16 protein-coding genes and 1 tRNA gene are annotated in these 15,792 nt (G+C 71.8%); 6 read left to right on the top strand and 11 right to left on the bottom strand.

Annotation, left to right across the window (positions count from 1 at the left end; translation table 11 throughout):
* Positions 1 to 16: 16 nt before the first annotated feature.
* The 4 genes from A6R01_RS15670 to A6R01_RS15655 all read right to left on the bottom strand — a co-directional run bounded on the left by A6R01_RS15670 (position 17) and on the right by A6R01_RS15655 (position 3,235).
* Entirely contained in the window at positions 17 to 892 is an 876-nt protein-coding gene (locus A6R01_RS15670) for an NUDIX hydrolase (RefSeq protein ID WP_292607800.1), read from the bottom strand.
* Complete coding sequence (locus A6R01_RS15665; RefSeq protein WP_292607798.1) at positions 889 to 1,350, bottom strand: RidA family protein; 462 nt, start codon at positions 1,348 to 1,350, stop codon at positions 889 to 891. The genes A6R01_RS15670 and A6R01_RS15665 overlap by 4 nt, the downstream gene beginning before the upstream one ends.
* Positions 1,347 to 1,499 carry a hypothetical protein gene (locus A6R01_RS15660; protein ID WP_292607796.1) on the bottom strand — a complete coding sequence of 51 codons (153 nt, stop codon included), beginning with the start codon at positions 1,497 to 1,499 and terminating at the stop codon, positions 1,347 to 1,349. Before A6R01_RS15660 ends, A6R01_RS15665 begins: the two co-directional genes overlap by 4 nt.
* Before the next feature lie 155 nt (positions 1,500 to 1,654).
* Positions 1,655 to 3,235 (bottom strand): BCCT family transporter, encoded by a 1,581-nt coding sequence (locus tag A6R01_RS15655; protein ID WP_292607793.1) that lies wholly within the window; start codon positions 3,233 to 3,235, stop codon positions 1,655 to 1,657.
* A gap of 264 nt (positions 3,236 to 3,499) precedes the next feature.
* Here A6R01_RS15655 and A6R01_RS15650 point away from each other — a divergent pair, with 264 nt between their 5' ends.
* A complete protein-coding gene (locus A6R01_RS15650) occupies positions 3,500 to 4,513 on the top strand; it encodes an ArsA-related P-loop ATPase (protein ID WP_292607791.1) in 1,014 nt (337 codons plus the stop codon).
* Positions 4,510 to 5,706, top strand: coding sequence for an ArsA-related P-loop ATPase (locus A6R01_RS15645; RefSeq protein WP_292607788.1), 1,197 nt, complete (start codon positions 4,510 to 4,512; stop codon positions 5,704 to 5,706). The genes A6R01_RS15650 and A6R01_RS15645 overlap by 4 nt, the downstream gene beginning before the upstream one ends.
* A gap of 44 nt (positions 5,707 to 5,750) precedes the next feature.
* Here A6R01_RS15645 and A6R01_RS15640 read toward each other — a convergent pair whose 3' ends face one another.
* A complete protein-coding gene (locus A6R01_RS15640; RefSeq protein ID WP_292607786.1) occupies positions 5,751 to 6,062 on the bottom strand; it encodes a WhiB family transcriptional regulator in 312 nt (103 codons plus the stop codon).
* A 198-nt stretch (positions 6,063 to 6,260) separates the two neighbouring features.
* Here A6R01_RS15640 and A6R01_RS15635 point away from each other — a divergent pair, with 198 nt between their 5' ends.
* Positions 6,261 to 8,633, top strand: a complete 2,373-nt coding sequence (locus tag A6R01_RS15635) for a penicillin-binding protein (RefSeq protein ID WP_292607784.1) — start codon at positions 6,261 to 6,263, stop codon at positions 8,631 to 8,633.
* A gap of 260 nt (positions 8,634 to 8,893) precedes the next feature.
* On the opposite strand, the gene A6R01_RS15630 is transcribed toward A6R01_RS15635, so the two are convergent.
* Positions 8,894 to 9,355, bottom strand: coding sequence for a GatB/YqeY domain-containing protein (locus A6R01_RS15630; protein WP_292607782.1), 462 nt, complete (start codon positions 9,353 to 9,355; stop codon positions 8,894 to 8,896).
* Positions 9,356 to 9,381: 26 nt separating this feature from the next.
* Between A6R01_RS15630 and A6R01_RS15625 the strand changes: the two genes are divergently transcribed.
* From A6R01_RS15625 to A6R01_RS15615, 3 genes are all read left to right on the top strand, one after another.
* Positions 9,382 to 10,329 (top strand): metallophosphoesterase, encoded by a 948-nt coding sequence (locus tag A6R01_RS15625; protein ID WP_292607779.1) that lies wholly within the window; start codon positions 9,382 to 9,384, stop codon positions 10,327 to 10,329.
* A gap of 52 nt (positions 10,330 to 10,381) precedes the next feature.
* Positions 10,382 to 10,455: transfer RNA gene (locus tag A6R01_RS15620), tRNA-Pro, on the top strand.
* Positions 10,456 to 10,579: 124 nt separating this feature from the next.
* A complete protein-coding gene (locus A6R01_RS15615; RefSeq protein WP_292607776.1) occupies positions 10,580 to 11,377 on the top strand; it encodes a hypothetical protein in 798 nt (265 codons plus the stop codon).
* Positions 11,378 to 11,518: 141 nt separating this feature from the next.
* Here the strand turns inward: A6R01_RS15615 and A6R01_RS15610 are convergent, their stop codons facing one another.
* The 5 genes from A6R01_RS15610 to A6R01_RS15590 all read right to left on the bottom strand — a co-directional run bounded on the left by A6R01_RS15610 (position 11,519) and on the right by A6R01_RS15590 (position 15,580).
* Positions 11,519 to 12,571: an aspartate-semialdehyde dehydrogenase gene (locus A6R01_RS15610; RefSeq protein WP_292607774.1), complete on the bottom strand. Its 1,053-nt coding sequence runs from the start codon at positions 12,569 to 12,571 to the stop codon at positions 11,519 to 11,521.
* Positions 12,568 to 13,830 (bottom strand): aspartate kinase, encoded by a 1,263-nt coding sequence (locus A6R01_RS15605; protein ID WP_292607772.1) that lies wholly within the window; start codon positions 13,828 to 13,830, stop codon positions 12,568 to 12,570. The genes A6R01_RS15610 and A6R01_RS15605 overlap by 4 nt, the downstream gene beginning before the upstream one ends.
* A 143-nt stretch (positions 13,831 to 13,973) precedes the next feature.
* Positions 13,974 to 14,588 (bottom strand): DUF5063 domain-containing protein, encoded by a 615-nt coding sequence (locus A6R01_RS15600; RefSeq protein ID WP_292607770.1) that lies wholly within the window; start codon positions 14,586 to 14,588, stop codon positions 13,974 to 13,976.
* Positions 14,585 to 15,181: a recombination mediator RecR gene (recR, locus tag A6R01_RS15595; protein ID WP_292607768.1), complete on the bottom strand. Its 597-nt coding sequence runs from the start codon at positions 15,179 to 15,181 to the stop codon at positions 14,585 to 14,587. The genes A6R01_RS15600 and recR overlap by 4 nt, the downstream gene beginning before the upstream one ends.
* Positions 15,182 to 15,190: 9 nt before the next feature.
* Complete coding sequence (locus A6R01_RS15590; protein WP_292607765.1) at positions 15,191 to 15,580, bottom strand: YbaB/EbfC family nucleoid-associated protein; 390 nt, start codon at positions 15,578 to 15,580, stop codon at positions 15,191 to 15,193.
* Positions 15,581 to 15,792 lie beyond the last annotated feature (212 nt).

Below are 15,792 nucleotides of genomic sequence, written 5' to 3'. Positions count from 1 at the left end.
CTCGGTCACCAGCAGCTCAGGCCCGCCGGGCCGCCAGGACCGGCCGCAGCCGCTCGGGCATCGAGAGGGTCCAGCCGTCGCCGAGCGGCTCGACCGAGGGGCAGAACATCTCCAGCCGTCGGTCGGCGGCGGCGTCGAGGACCGCGTCGGGGTCGGCGTACGTGCCGACCTCCATGGAGACCAGGTAGGTCGGCGGCATCATCGCCAGGTCGCCGCTGTCGGCCCGGTCCGCGGCGAGCGCCGCGGGCAGCCAGGTGACCGAGGAGGACTCGGTGGATACGTCGCGGGTGACCTGTCCCTCAGGCAGGCGGGCGACGAAGAACCAGGTGGCGTAGCGCTTGGGCTCGAAGACCGGCGTGAGCCAGGCGTCCCAGGCGCCGAGCAGGTCGGTGCGCAGCACCAGCCCGCGGCGGTCGAGGAACTCGGTGAGGGAGAGCTCGCGGCCCTCGAGGGCGACCCGGTCGGCCTCCCAGTCCTCGCCGCTGGTGTCGGCGACGACCTCGTCGGCCGAGGGACCGGCCAGCAGCACCCCGGACTCCTCGAAGGTCTCGCGCACCGCGGCGCAGACCAACGCGCGGGCCTCGGGCTCGGTGCAGCCCAGGCGCTCGGCCCAGGTCGCGGCCGTCGGACCGGCCCAGTGCTCGTCCTCGAGGTCGAAGTCGCGCCTGTCGACGCCCCCACCGGGGAAGACCGCCATGCCACCCGCGAAGTCCATCGAGAGCTGCCGGCGCAGGTAGTAGGCCTCCGGCCCGGCTCCGGAGTCGGAGGGGCGCAGCAGGATGACCGTCGCCGCGTCCCGGGGCTCGGCGGCGGTGCGGGTGCCGTCGGCGTACTCCCGCGCGACGTCGACCACCGTCTCCGGCAGCGGCACCGGCGGGAGCGGGATCCTCACCGGACCTCGACCAGCAGCTCCACCTCGACGGGCGCGTCGAGGGGCAGCACCGGCACGCCGACGGCGGAGCGGGCGTGGACGCCGGCGTCGCCGAAGACCTCGCCGAGCAGCTCGGAGGCACCGTTGGCGACGCCGGGCTGGCCGGTGAAGTCGGGGGTGGAGGCGATGAAGGCGACGACCTTGACCACGCGCACGACGCGGGACAGGTCGCCGATCTCGGACTTCACCGCGGCGATCGCGTTGAGGACGCACTGCTGGGCGCAGGCGTAGGCCTCCTCGGCCGTCACCTCGCCACCGACCTTGCCGGTCACCATCAGCTCGCCGGCCCGCATGGGCAGCTGGCCCGAGGTGAAGACATGGTCACCGGAGCGGACCGCCGGCACGTACGCCGCGACGGGCTTGGCGACCTCCGGGACGGCGAGGCCCATCTCGGCCAGGCGCTCCTCGGGAGTGCTCATGACTTCGGCCGCTTGAGGAACGCGACGAGGCCGCCCTGGGCGTTGGTCTGGATGGTGACCAGCTCCCAGCCGTCCTCGCCGAAGTTGTTCAGCATCAGCGCCTCGTTGTGCAGCGGAATCGGTGCGACCTGGTACTCCCACTTCGTCATGGGCCCGACCCTACTCACACGGGCGCGCGAGGCGCGACGAGCACCGACCCCCACCGCTGGTCGAGGTGCGACGAGCGGGCACGACGACGGCCGGGGCCGGGACCATGCGGTCCCGACCCCGGCCGGTGCGGTCGTGCGATGGTGCGGTGGTGCGCTCAGTCGACCTTCGGCAGGTCGCCGGTGGCGCGCAGCTCGTCGGCCACCTGCTCGGCGAACCACTTGCGGCGCTTGCGCTGGTACCACTTGTGCTCGGCGAGCAGCGCCTTGGCGGTCGCGATCACCATCAGCACCATCACGATGCTGAAGGGCGCCGCGACGAGGATCGACATCGTCTGCAGGGCGGCGAGACCGCCGGCACCCACGACGATCAGGACCGCGGCGACGACGCCCTCCATGGTCGCCCAGAAGGCCCGGCTCCACACCGGCGGGTTGAGGTCGCCGCCCTCGGCCAGCATGTCGACCACGAACGAGCCGGAGTCGGAGCTGGTCACGAAGAAGACCACGATCAGGACGAGTGCGGCCACCGAGAGCACGCTGCCCATGGGCAGGCCGTCGAGCAGCTCGAACAGCGCGGTGTCGGTCGGCACGGCGCCGTCGACGATCATGCCGCCCTCGCCGAACATCTCGCGGTAGATGGCCGAGCCACCCATCACCGAGAACCACAGGAAGGTCACCATCGTGGGGACCAGGAGCACGCCCATCACGAACTGGCGCACGGTGCGTCCCCGGGAGATGCGGGCGATGAAGACGCCGACGAACGGCGCCCAGCTCATCCACCAGCCCCAGTAGTAGGTGGTCCAGCCCGAGAGCCAGGCCTGGCCGTCCTCACCCTGGAACGGGCGGACGTTGAACGACATCCGCAGGAAGTTCTGCAGGTAGGACCCGATCTGGGTGACGAAGTCCGAGAGCAGGAAGACCGTCGGACCGAGCAGCAGGACCAGGGCGAGCAGCACCGCAGCGACGCCCATGTTGACGTTGGACAGCAGCTTGATGCCCTTGTCGACACCGGAGACCACCGAGGCCAGCGCGATCGCGGTGATGCCGATGATCAGCAGGACCAGCAGGCCCGTGCCGGCCTCGTCGACGACGCCGAGGAAGGACAGGCCCGAGCCGACCTGGGTGACGCCGTAGCCCAGCGAGGTGGCGACACCGAAGAGCGTGCCGATGATGGCGATGATGTCGACGACATCACCCCAGAAGCCGAGGATGCGCTTGCCGAAGAGCGGCTCGAGCGCGTAGCGGATCGAGATGGGGCGGCCCTTGCGGTGCACGGCGTAGGCGATCGCGAGGCCCACGACGACGTAGATCGCCCAGGCGTGCAGCCCCCAGTGCAGGAACGTGGTGTCCATCGCGGTGCGCGCGGTCTGCGCGGCGTCACCGGCCGCCGATCCGGGCGGCGGGGAGTTGAAGTGGTTGAGCGGCTCGGCCACGCCCCAGTAGACGAGACCGATACCCATGCCCGCGGCGAAGAGCATCGCGAACCAGGAGCCGAGGCCGAACTCGGGGTCCTCGTCGTCCTTGCCCAGCACGATGTCGCCCATCGGCGAGAGCGCGGCCCACAAGGAGAAGACCACGAAGCCGGTCACGACGGCGACGTAGAACCAGCCGAGGTCCTGCACGACCGTGGTGTTGGCGGTCGAGAGCGCGTCGGACATCCGGTCGGGGAAGATCGCGGCCAGCGCCACGAAGACCACGAGCAGCCCGGCGGCGGGCAGGAACACCCGCGGGGCACGCATGAGGGGCTGCTTGCCTCCCGGCGACGTGGGCGGTGTCGAGGGCGGCTCGGCCGCACCTCCCTGGCTGGACGGTGGTGAGGTGGTGGTCATGTCGTCTCCTGTGGGGCGGTGTCGATCAGGGCCGTCTGACACCTTGCCCCATCCGGCCGCGGTCACGCGTGTCGGGGCTCACCCCTTCGGGCGAGGGGAGGCTCACGTCGGGCCCGGCGCTGATTCCCCGGACGACCGGATGGGGTGGGTCGGGGTGCCCTAGGGTCGGGAGCCGTGAGCAGCGACTGGCCGCGGGTGCGCCTGCACGTCGTCACCGGCAAGGGCGGCACCGGCAAGACGACGGTGGCCGCGTCCCTGGCGCTCGCCCTGGCCTCCCAGGGCAAGAACGTCCTCGTCTGCGAGGTCGAGGGCCGCCAGGGCCTGGCCCGGATGTTCGACGTCGACCCCCTGCCGTACGCCGAGACACTCATCGCCACGGGGCTGCGCACCGGTCCGGACGGTGCCGGGACGCGCCCCGGCACCGTGCACGCCCTGCACATCGACCCGGAGTCGGCGCTGCTGGAGTACCTCGCGATGTACTACCGACTCGGTCGCGCCGGGAAGGCGCTGGACCGCTTCGGGGTCATCGAGTTCGCCACCACCATCGCCCCGGGCGTGCGCGACGTGCTGCTGACCGGCAAGGTCTTCGAGGCGGTGCAGCGCAACAGCCGCAACAAGGGCGCCATCCAGTACGACGCCGTGGTGCTCGACGCCCCGCCGACCGGCCGCATCACCCAGTTCCTCAACGTCAGCGACGAGCTGGCGGGGCTGGCGAAGGTGGGGCCGATCAAGAGCCAGGCCGACACGATGATGACGCTGTTCCGGTCCCCGCGCACCGCCGTGCACCTGGTCACCGTGCTGGAGGAGATGCCCGTGCAGGAGACCGCCGACGGCATCGAGGAGCTCCGGGCCGCCGGGTTGCCCGTCGGCGGCGTCATCGTGAACCTCGTCCGCCCCCGCGACCTCCCCGACGACGCCCTCGCCCTGGCCGCGGCCGGGAAGCTCGACAAGGAGGCCGTCCGCGCCGAGCTCGACGCCGTGGGCGTCAGCACCACCAAGACGCTCGTCGACGGGCTCGCCGCCGAGGCGCGCGACCACGCGGAGCGACGGGCCCTGGAGGAGTCGCAGCGAGCGCTGGTCGACCAGCTGGGGGTGCCGACGTACGAGCTCGAGCGGCTCGCCGGCGGCATCGACCTCGGCGGCCTCTACGACCTCGCAGCGACACTGCGCGACCAGGGGCTGGCATGAGCCCCGCGGGCCCCCGTCAGGGGCGGGTGGGGCCGTTGGCGGCCCACCCCGGCGAGTCGCCGGCGCTGGACGTCGACGCGCTCATCGACGACCCGCAGACGCGCATCATCGTCTGCTGCGGCTCCGGCGGAGTCGGCAAGACGACCACGTCGGCCGCGCTGGCCCTCCGCGCCGCCGAGCGCGGCCGCAAGGTCGTGGTGCTGACCATCGACCCGGCCCGCCGACTCGCGCAGTCGATGGGCATCGAGGAGCTCGACAACACCCCGCGCCCCGTCGCCGACGTCGACGCCACGGCCGGCGGCAGCCTCGACGCGATGATGCTGGACATGAAGTCGACCTTCGACGAGGTCGTGCTCAGCCAGGCCACGCCGGAGAAGGCGAAGGCGATCCTGGAGAACCCCTTCTACATCGTGCTCTCGACGTCCTTCGCCGGGACGCAGGAGTACATGGCGATGGAGAAGCTCGGCCAGATCCACGCCGACGCGCAGGAGCGGGGCACCTACGACCTGATCGTCGTCGACACTCCGCCGTCGCGCTCGGCCCTGGACTTCCTCGACGCCCCCGAGCGGCTCTCCAGCTTCCTCGACGGCCGCTTCATCCGGCTGATGCTGGCGCCGGCCAAGGGGCCGGCCAAGCTGATGACCGCCGGGCTCGGACTGGTCACCGGGGCACTGACCAAGGTGCTCGGCGCCCAGGTCCTCACCGACCTGCAGACCTTCGTCGCCGCGCTCGACACGGTCTTCGGCGGCTTCCGGGCCCGCGCGCAGCGCACCTACGCGCTGCTGCAGGCCCCGGGCACGGCGTTCGTCGTCGTGGCGGCACCGGAGCCGGACGCGCTGCGCGAGGCGGCGTACTTCGTCGAGCGGTTGAACGGCGACCGGATGCCGCTGGCCGGGCTCGTGGTGAACCGGGCCAGCCCCGAGCCGCGCGGGAAGCTCTCGGCCGAGGAGGCGCTGGCCGCCGCCGAGCGGATCGAGGCGCGCGGGAGCGCCGGGGCGACCGGTGAGCTCACCGCCGGACTGCTGCGGCTGCACGCCGACCGGATGCGCACCCTGGCCCGTGAGGCGGCGCTGCGCGCCCGCTTCACCGCGGCGCACCCGGGGGTGGCCACGGCCGTGGTGCCGGCGCTGGCCAGCGACGTGCACGACCTGCGCGGTCTGCGCAGGGTCGGCGAGCTGCTCGCCCGCCGCTGAGGCGGGCGAGCGTCAGCCGGCGATCAGGCCGCGATCAGCTGCGATCAGGCGGAACGGATCGCGCGGACCGGCGCCGGGGCCTGCTGGCCCGGCGTCTGCGTGCGCGCGGTCTCGAGCACCTGGCGCCAGGAGGCGTTCGGGCGGCGACGCAGCAGCGCACGGCGCTCCCGCTCGGTCATCCCGCCCCAGACGCCCCACTCGATCTGGTTGTCCAGCGCCTCCGCGAGGCACTCGGTGCGCACCGGGCAGCCCTGACAGACCTGCTTGGCCTTGTTCTGCTCGGCACCTCGCACGAACAGCTGATCCGGCGACGCCGACTTGCACGCGGCGCGCGGAGTCCAGTCCTCAACCCACATGATGATGTCCCCACATCTTGTCGTGGAGGCAGCAAATGCGTCCCCATGACGTCTGCCCCCATGTCCCTGCAACAAAGTTAAGTCGTGTCACAGATCTCAGGCAGACACGTTCAGCCCAAGTGGCATGGCCCGAAATGACTAGTCCGGGCTGACCACGGCGGGTCGGGGTGGTAGGGCCGCTCCCGTACCCTGGGCGCCATGTCGGAGCGTCCCACGAGCACCCGCGTCCTCTCCCACCTGGGGGTCATGGTCGTCGTCTCGGCCGTCCTCGGGGTGCTGGTGGCCGGTCTGGCCATCCCGTTCGCCGGTGTGGTGGGGGTCAGCGCGCGCAACGTCGCCGACACGATGGACAACCTGCCCGAGGAGCTGGAGACCGAGCAGCTCTCGCAGCGCTCGACGATCCTCGACGTCGACGGCAACGTGTTGGCCACCCTCTACGACCAGAACCGTGTCGAGGTCCCGCTGACGCAGGTCTCGCGCAAGATGGTCAAGGCGATCGTGGCCGTGGAGGACGCGCGGTTCTACCAGCACGGCGCCCTGGACCTGCAGGGCACGATCCGCGCCTTCATCACCAACACCGCCCAGAGCGGCACGGTGCAGGGTGGCTCCTCGATCACCCAGCAGCTGGTCAAGCAGACGCTGGTCAACCAGGCCGCCACCGACGAGGAGCGCGCCGCCGCCACCGACGACACCTACGCGCGCAAGCTCAAGGAGCTGCGCTACGCCGTGGCCCTGGAGCAGAACCACACCAAGGACTGGATCCTCGAGCGCTACCTCAACATCGCCTACTTCGGCGACGGCGCCTACGGCATCCAGTCCGCGGCCAAGCACTTCTTCAACACCAACGCCAGCAAGCTCAACGTCCTGCAGTCCGCGACGCTGGCCGGCCTGGTGCGCAACCCCGAGGGCTACGACCCCACCGACAACCCCGAGCGCGCGCTGCAGCGCCGCAACGTCGTGCTGCAGCGGATGAACGACGTCGGCATCCTCAACTCCAAGCGCGTCGAGCGCCTGCAGTCCAAGCCGCTGAAGCTGGACGTGCAGAAGTTCAGCAACGGCTGCGTGTTCTCCGCCGCGCCCTTCTTCTGCGACTACGTCATCCAGTGGCTGCTCAAGGACGACGCGCTCGGCAAGAACAAGAAGGAGCGCCGCAGCCTCCTCAACACCGGCGGCCTGACGATCCGCACCACCCTCGACCTCGACTACCAGCGCGGCGCCGACGCTGCGGTGCGCGACCGGGTCTACCCGCGCGACAACGCCATCGGCGCCCTGGCGATGGTCGAGCCCGGCACCGGCGATGTCCGCGCCCTGGCGCAGTCCCGGCCGATGGGCGCCGACAAGGCCGCTGGCCAGACCTACCTCAACTACACCGTGCCGAAGAAGTACGGCGACTCCGGCGGCTTCCAGCCGGGCTCGACGTTCAAGGCGTTCGTGCTCGCCGCCGCCGTGGAGCAGGGCATCCCGCTCAACACCCAGATCGCCGCCCCGCAGACGCGGACCTTCCAGCAGAACGAGTTCAAGGTCTGCAACGGGCAGAACTTCTCCAACCCGGCCGACTACCCGGTCAGCAACTCCACCGGCGAAGGCACCTTCAACCTCTACACCGGCACCCAGAAGTCGGTGAACACCTTCTACATCGAGCTCTCGCAGCGGGTGGGGCTGTGCAAGCCCTTCACGCTCGCCAAGCAGATGGGCATCGTGGGCCTGAAGGGCAAGGAGGGCGCCGACCGCTGGATGGTGCCGTCCTTCGCGCTCGGCGTCGCCTCGGTGAGCCCGCTGGAGATGGCCGAGGCCTACGCGACCTTCGCCGAGCGCGGCCTGCACTGCACCTCGCGGCCGGTGACGTCGATCGAGGACATGGCCGGCAACACGCTCAAGGAGTACCCCACCAAGTGCCGCCAGGTGATGCAGAACTCCACCGCCGACGCCGTCAACGACGTGCTGCGCGGCGTCATCGAGCCCGGTGGCTTCGCCTCGTCCTGGCAGCTCGACAGCCCGGCCGCAGGCAAGACCGGCACCACCCAGGACGGCAAGTCCGTGTGGTTCGTCGGCTACACCCCGACGATGGCCGCGGCGGCGATGATCGCCGGCGCCAACCAGTCCGGCACCCCGATCAGCCTCACCGGCCAGACCGTCGGGCCCAACTACATCTCCTCGGCCTCCGGCTCGGGCTTCGCGGCGCCGATCTGGGGCACCGCCATGCGCAACGTCATGGGCGAGCTCCCGAACGAGGACTTCGTCGCCCCTGACGCCTCCGACGTGGCGGGCGTGCCCACCACGGTCCCGTCCGTGGCCGGGCTCGGCGTCGAGGGCGCCACCCGTCAGCTCGAGGACGCCGGCTTCGTCGTCTCCTACGGCGGCTACGTCAACAGCGGGTACGCCGAGGGGCTGGTCGCCTACTCCTCACCCGGAGGCGGCGCGGTCGTGCCCTCGAGCTCCTCGATCACGCTCTACCAGTCCAACGGTCGCCCGCCGAAGCCCCCGAAGACCAACAACAACGGCGGGAACAACAACGGCAACGGCAACGGACGGGGCAACGGCCGCGGGAACGGCCGGGGCAACAACCGCTGACCGACCGGCCCCGCCCGCCGCGGCGGGTGGAGCGCATCGCGTGAACCAGCTTCACGCGGCGCACTCCACCGGGTGCAGGTTCTCCACAGCCTGCGATCGCCGCTCGGGCGCCGGGGTCGCGGACGACGCATGATCGGGAGGTGTCCGACCCCGACCTCCAGCGCCTGCTCAGACGCCAGCACGGTGTGCTGTCACGCCGCCAGGCGCTCGGGGCCGGCGCCGATCAGGTCCGAGCAGGGAGAAGGGCCGTGTGACGCCCCTCAGGCGCCGAGCTGGCGGCGTACCTCCGCGGCGACGGCACCGCCTTCGGCACGCCCCTTCACCTGGGGCTGCACGACGCCCATGACCCGGCCCATCGCCTTCATGCCCTCGGCCCCGGCGCCGGTGGACTCGATGGCAGCGGTCACGATGTCGGCGACCTCGGCGTCGGAGAGCTGCTCGGGGAGGTACTCCGCGATCACCTCGGCCTCGGCACGCTCCCGCTCGGCGCTCTCGGCGCGGCCGCCGTCGGCGAAGGCGGTCGCGGCCTCGCGGCGCTTCTTGGTCTCGCTGGTGAGCACGCCGATGACCTCGTCGTCGGAGAGGGTCTTGGCGGTCTTGCCGGCGACCTCGGCGTTGGTGACGGCGGCCAGCACCATCCGCAGCGTGGAGGAGCGCAGCTCGTCGCGGGCCTTCATGGCGGTGGTGAGATCGGCGCGGAGTCGGTCCTTGAGGCTGCTCATGCGGGTCATTGTGGCAGCCTGAGGGCGTGGCCCTCACCCCGGTTTCCGCCCTCGGCAGGGCGACCACCCGCCTCGCGGCCGGTGCGCTGGTCGCGGGGGCCGCGACGACGGCGTACGCCGCGTGGGAGGCGCGCCACTACGTGCTGCGCGAGCGGACGCTGCCGGTGCTGCCGCCTGGGGCGCGGCCGCTGCGGGTGCTGCACCTGACCGACCTGCACATGACGCCCGGTCAGCGAGCCAAGCAGGAGTGGCTCGCGGGGCTGGCCGGGCTGCGCCCCGACCTGGTGGTCGACACCGGTGACAACCTCGCCCACCGCGACGCCGTCCCGGTGGTCACCGACGCGCTCGGGCCCCTGCTGGACGTGCCCGGGGTCTTCGTCCACGGCAGCAACGACTACTTCGAGCCGTCCTTCCGCAACCCCTTCGCCTACCTGCTGCCCGACACCGGCAAGCGGCACACCGACGTCCCCGAGCTGCCCTGGCGCGAGCTGTCGCGGACCTTCACCGACGCGGGCTGGTTGGACCTCACCAACACCCGTGGCCGGGTGCGCGTCGGCGACCTGGACCTCGCGTTCACCGGGGTCGACGACCCGCACCTGGGCTACGACCGGCTCGACGAGGTCGCCGGCCCGGCCGACCCGGAGGTGGACGTCCGGCTGGGCATCACGCACGCGCCGTACCTGCGGGTGCTGGACGCGTTCGCCCGGGACGGGTACGACGCCGTCCTGGCCGGCCACACCCACGGCGGCCAGGTGTGCCTGCCGGGCGGGCGGGCCCTGGCCACCAACTGCGACCTGGAGCCGGCGAGGGCCCGCGGGGTGCACCGCCACCCCGCCGACTCGGCCCCCGGTGACCCCGGCTCGACCTGGATGCACGTGGGCGCCGGGTTGGGCACGTCCCCCTACGCGCGCATCCGCGTCGCCTGCCGTCCGGAGGCGGTGCTGCTGACGCTGGTCCCGATTGGGGAGGGCTGAGGGGCCTCGGCTATGCTCCCTCGCGGACGTGGCCCCGTGGGGTCGCTCCGATCGGGCTGTGGCGCAGCTTGGTAGCGCGCCTCGTTCGGGACGAGGAGGCCGCAGGTTCAAATCCTGTCAGCCCGACAGCAGGGCCCGGATCCGCTCCAGGATCCGGGCCCTCGTGCTGTCCCGGGGGCGCCCGCGTCGGCGCCGGTCCAGGGTGTGCGTCCTGCTGGAATCGTGTGGCGGCCGTGACATGATTCGGCCCATGCCAGACGACCAGCGGCCCGACGACGCACCCTCCCTCGAGGCACCCAGCCTCGGGAGGCTGTTCGGTCGTCGCAAGGGCAAGGCGGCCGACGAGACGCCCGACGCCCAGCCGAGCGCCCACGAGACGCCTGTCCCCGAGTCGGGCGCCGACGAGACGAGCACTCAGGCGGCCAGCACTCCGGGGGCGGCCGCTCCGGCGACCAGCACAGCGGCCCGGGACGACAGCCCGGAGGAGACCGTGGTCCTGGAGACCGCTCCGGCCCAGGCCCCGCCCGCCGCCCCGCCCGTCGAGGAGCCCGCCGTCGCTGCCCCCGCCCCTGCCGCGGCCGCTCCCGCGCCGGCGGCCACGGCGCCGGCACCCGAGCCGCAGCCCGTCCCCGCTCCGACCCCGAAGGCGCCCCGCGCACCCCTGTCGATCGACGGTCGCGTCGCGGCCGGCGTCACCGGTCTGGTGGTCGGTCTCCTGGTCGTCCTGCTCACCGCCGGCTCGCTGCGGCTGTGCGAGAGCGTCCGCGGGGTCTCCACCTGCGGCGGCGGTCCCGGTTTCACCCTGCTCGTGGCCGTGATGGTCGCCATGGTGCTGCTCGGCGGCACCCTGTTGCGCCTGGCGCGCGTGCCGGACCCGATGAGCACCAGCTTCCTGGCCGTGGGCCTGACCTGTGTGCTCTCGCTGCTGTTCCTGGTCGACGTGCTTCAGGAGTGGTGGATGGTCATCGTCATCCCCGTGATGACCGTCGCGACCTTCCTGCTCTCGCACTGGGTCACCACCAGCGTCATCGAGCCCGCGGAGGGCTGAGACCCGCCGAAGCGTCACTCACGCACGGCCCACCCGTCACTCACGCACGCTCGAGGAGTCGCTCGCGCACGCACGCCAGCGACCTCTCGGCCATGCGCCAGCGACCTCTCGGCCGTGCGTGGGTGACGGTTCGGCGGTGGGTCAGGCCCGGGAGGCCGCCACGAGCTCGGCGATCTGCACGGTGTTGAGGGCCGCACCCTTGCGCAGGTTGTCGTTGCTGATGAACAGCGCCAGCCCACGGCCGCCGTCGACGCCCTCGTCGGCGCGGATGCGACCGACGTACGACGGGTCCTTGCCGGCGGCCTGCAGCGGGGTCGGGATGTCGGTCAGCTCGACGCCGGGTGCGTCCGCGAGCAGCTCGGTCGCCCGCTCGGGCGAGATGGCCCGCTCGAACTCGGCGTTGATCGCCAGCGAGTGACCGGTGAACACCGGGACGCGCACGCAGATGCCGGACACCTTGAGCTCGGGGATGCCGAGGATCTTGCGGGACTCGTTGCGGAGCTTCTGCTCCTCGTCGGTCTCGTTCAGGCCGTCGTCGACCAGGTTGCCGGCGAACGGCAGCACGTTGTGGGCGATCGTGCGCTTGTAGACCCCCGGCTCGGGGAAGGCGACGGCCTCGCCGTCGTAGGCCAGCTCGCGGGCCTTCTCCCCGGCGGCCTCGACACCGGTGGCCAGCTCCTCGACGCCGGCGACGCCGGAGCCCGAGACGGCCTGGTACGTCGACGCGACCAGGCGGACGAGCCCGGCCTCGTCGTGCAGCGGCTTGAGCACCGGCATCGCGGCCATGGTCGTGCAGTTGGGGTTGGCGATGATGCCGCGACCGGCCTTGATGACCTCGGCAGCAGCCTCGGGGTTGACCTCGGAGACCACGAGCGGGATCGAGGGGTCCTTGCGGAACGCCGAGGAGTTGTCGACGACGATCACGCCCGCCTCGACGAAGCGGGGCACCAGCGCCCGGGAGGCGGTGGCTCCCGCGGAGAACAGCGCGACGTCGAGACCGGTCGGGTCGGCGGACTCGGCGTCCTCGACGACGACCTCGGTGCCGCGGTAGTCCAGCACCTTGCCGGCGGAGCGGGGGGAGGAGAAGAACCGGATCTCCTCGACCGGGAAGTCGCGCTCGGCGAGGATCTGCCGCATCGCGACGCCCACCTGGCCGGTGGCGCCGACGACGCCGACGCGCAGGCCGCGGCTCATCGGCCGGTCCCTCCGTAGACGACGGCCTCGACCTCGTCGGCGTCGAGGTCGAAGGCGGTGTGCGTGGCGCGCACGGCGGTGTCGATCTGGCCCTCGTCGACGATGACGGAGATGCGGATCTCCGAGGTCGAGATCATCTCGATGTTGACCCCGGCCGCGGCGAGCGAGGCGAAGAACTTCGCGGTGATGCCGGGGTGGCTGCGCATGCCCGCGCCGATGAGCGAGACCTTGCCGACGCGGTCGTCGAAGAGCAGCTTGTCGTAGCCGACCTCGTCCTGGATCTTCGCCAGCGCCGCCATGGCGTTCTGGCCGTCCTCGCGCGGCAGGGTGAAGGAGATGTCGGTGCGCGCCGTGGCCGCGGCCGAGACGTTCTGCACGACCATGTCGATGTTGACCTCGGAGCCGGCCAGCACCTCGAAGATGCGGGCGGCCTCGCCGACCTTGTCGGGCACGCCGACCACGGTGATCTTGGCCTCGGACCGGTCGTGGGCCACGCCCGCGATGATCGCCTGCTCCACGGTGTCTCCTTCGGTGTCTGCGGTGTCGGGGAGGATCCAGGTGCCTTCGATGGTGTCGAAGGAGGTGCGCACGTGGATCGGGACGTCGTAGCGGCGCGCGTACTCGACGCAGCGCAGGTGGAGGATCTTGGCGCCGGAGGCGGCCATCTCCAGCATCTCCTCGTGAGAGACGCGGTCGAGCTTCTGGGCGGCCGGCACGATGCGCGGGTCGGCGGTGAAGACGCCGGCGACGTCGGTGTAGATCTCGCAGACGTCGGCGCCCAGGGCGGCTGCCAGGGCGACGGCGGTGGTGTCGGAGGCGCCGCGGCCCAGCGTGGTGACGTCCTTGGTGTCCTGGGAGACGCCCTGGAAGCCGGCGACGATGGCGACGTGGCCCTCGTCGATGGCGCTCTTGATGCGCCCCGGCGTGATGTCGATGATCTTGGCCTTGCCGTGCACCGAGTCGGTGATGACACCGGCCTGGGAGCCGGTGAACGACTGCGCCTCGTGGCCCAGCGAGGAGACCGCCATGGCCAGCAGCGCCATCGAGATGCGCTCGCCGGCGGTCAGCAGCATGTCGAGCTCGCGCGGCGGCGGCAGCGGCGTCACCTGCTCGGCGAGGTCGCGCAGGTCGTCGGTGGTGTCGCCCATCGCCGAGACGACCACGACGACCTCGGTGTTGACGATGCGCTGGGCCACCCGCTTGATGCCGTCGGCGTCCGCCACCGACGACCCGCCGTACTTCTGCACGACAATGCCCACTGCTCTGTCCCCTCGACTGCTCCACGTGCTGCGGCGCGACCTCCCGTCACGGGGTGCGCCCGGCCGGTGGCCGAGTCTACCGGCGCGCCCGGGTGCCGCCCCGCGCCAGGCTCAGCCGTGGACGAGGTGGGGCGAGGAGGGCCTCAGGACGGGTCGGAGAGCATCTGCTCGGCGACGACGACCTGGTCGGAGTCGAGGTCGACCTCGACGTCGAGGCGGTCGTGGCTGACCACCGAGAGCAGCGCGTTGAGCGCAGCGCCGGCGAGGTTGCCCCAGTTGGAGACGTAGGAGAACTGCCACCACCACAGGGCCTCGGTGACGTGGCCGTTGCGGTAGTGCCGCAGGCCGGTGTCGAGGTCGGTGGCGATCGAGGCGAGGTCGTCGGAGAGCTGGCTCTCGACGACCTCGGGCACGTAGGGGTCGAAGACGAAGCTGTAGGTGTCGACGTTGTCGAGCATCCCGGCCAGCCGCATCCGCATCTCGTCGAGGTCGGGTTCGGGGCCGACGTCGGGCTGGTACTCCTCGCGCGGGGTGAAGTCGCGCTGGGCGCCCAGGCGGGCGCCGGCGAGCAGCACCTGGCTGATCTCGAGCAGCAGCAGCGAGACGGCGCGACCCGCGTCGTTCTCCTGGGCGATCGCGCGCAGGGCGAGCAGGAAGCTGGCGACCTGGTCGGAGATCTGCTCGGCGAAGGCGAGCGTCTCGGCGTCGAGGACCGGGGCGCTGCTGCTCCCGGCGGGGGTGTTCTGGGTGCTGGTCATTCTGCTGCTCGCCTCCCTGCGAACGCACGGCCAAGGGTGACCTCGTCGGCGTACTCGAGGTCGCCGCCCACCGGCAGTCCACTCGCCAACCGCGTCACGCGCAAGTCAAGGACCTTCAGCATGCGCGTGAGGTAGGTCGCCGTCGCCTCACCCTCGAGGTTGGGATCCGTGGCCAGGATGACCTCGGTGACGGCTCCGTCGGCGAGCCTGGTCATCAGCTCACGGACCCGCAGCTGGTCGGGCCCGATGCCGTCGATGGGGCTGATCGCGCCGCCGAGGACGTGGTAGCGGCCGCGGTACTCACGGGTGCGCTCGATGGCCACGACGTCCTTGTACTCCTCGACGACGCACAGCACGCCGGGGTCGCGCCGCGGGTCGCGGCAGATCCGGCACTGCTCGTCCTCGCTGACGTTGAAGCAGGTGGAGCAGAACTGCACCTTGGCCTTGACCTCGATCAGCACGTCGGCGAGGCGGCGTACGTCGACGGGGTCGGCCTGCAGCAGGTGGAACGCGATGCGCTGGGCGCTCTTGGGCCCCACGCCCGGCAGCCGGCCGAGCTCGTCGATGAGGTCCTGGACGACGCCTTCGTACACCGACCGCCCCTAGAAGCCGAGCTGACCCGGAGTGCCCCCGGGCAGCCCGCCACCCATGCCGCCCAGCCCGCCGGCCAGCGGGCCGAGGGCCTCGCCGGCGGCGGCGTCGGCCTGGGACTTCGCGTCGCGGTACGCCGCCACGATCATGTCGCCGAGGTCGGACAGGTCGTCGGCGTCGGACCCGTCGAAGCCGCCCGCCCGGATGTCGACCCCGACCAGCTCGCCCACGCCGTTGACCTTGACCGTCACCGCACCACCGGCCACGGTGCCCTCGACCACGGTGTCGGCGAGGCGGGCCTGGGCCTGGGTGAGCTGCTCCTGCATCTGCTGGGCCTGCTGGAGCAGGGCGTTCATGTCGAGACCTCCGCCGCCGAGGGCGTCGAACGGGTTCTGGCTCATGGGGTTCACCTCGGGTGTGGCTGGTGGTGGGTGGCTGGTGGTGGCTGGTGGTGATCGCTGGGGCGTGCTGGGTCCGAGTCTGACGGGCGGCCGGTGAGCCGCGGCGTCGGCGCGCTCGCCGGAGCTCAGGTGTGGTTGATCTCCTCGATCACCCGGGCCCCGAGCTCGCGGGCGAGCAGCTCGGCGTCGGCGACCGAGTCGTGCTCGACGAC

Source organism: Nocardioides sp. REDSEA-S30_B4, assembly GCF_001627265.1.
Taxonomy (GTDB): domain Bacteria; phylum Actinomycetota; class Actinomycetes; order Propionibacteriales; family Nocardioidaceae; genus Nocardioides.
This window is presented reverse-complemented; position numbering and strand designations above follow the sequence as displayed.

Coding starts and splice junctions, on each gene's coding strand:
- A6R01_RS15615 (WP_292607776.1), top strand. CDS start 10,580: ATGCCAGACGACCAGCGGCCCGACGACGCACCCTCCCTCGAGGCACCC.
- A6R01_RS15590 (WP_292607765.1), bottom strand. CDS start 15,580: ATGAGCCAGAACCCGTTCGACGCCCTCGGCGGCGGAGGTCTCGACATG.
- A6R01_RS15630 (WP_292607782.1), bottom strand. CDS start 9,355: ATGAGCAGCCTCAAGGACCGACTCCGCGCCGATCTCACCACCGCCATG.
- A6R01_RS15610 (WP_292607774.1), bottom strand. CDS start 12,571: ATGAGCCGCGGCCTGCGCGTCGGCGTCGTCGGCGCCACCGGCCAGGTG.
- A6R01_RS15655 (WP_292607793.1), bottom strand. CDS start 3,235: ATGCGTGCCCCGCGGGTGTTCCTGCCCGCCGCCGGGCTGCTCGTGGTC.
- A6R01_RS15645 (WP_292607788.1), top strand. CDS start 4,510: ATGAGCCCCGCGGGCCCCCGTCAGGGGCGGGTGGGGCCGTTGGCGGCC.
- A6R01_RS15640 (WP_292607786.1), bottom strand. CDS start 6,062: ATGTGGGTTGAGGACTGGACTCCGCGCGCCGCGTGCAAGTCGGCGTCG.
- A6R01_RS15600 (WP_292607770.1), bottom strand. CDS start 14,588: ATGACCAGCACCCAGAACACCCCCGCCGGGAGCAGCAGCGCCCCGGTC.
- A6R01_RS15660 (WP_292607796.1), bottom strand. CDS start 1,499: ATGACGAAGTGGGAGTACCAGGTCGCACCGATTCCGCTGCACAACGAG.
- A6R01_RS15665 (WP_292607798.1), bottom strand. CDS start 1,350: ATGAGCACTCCCGAGGAGCGCCTGGCCGAGATGGGCCTCGCCGTCCCG.
- A6R01_RS15635 (WP_292607784.1), top strand. CDS start 6,261: ATGTCGGAGCGTCCCACGAGCACCCGCGTCCTCTCCCACCTGGGGGTC.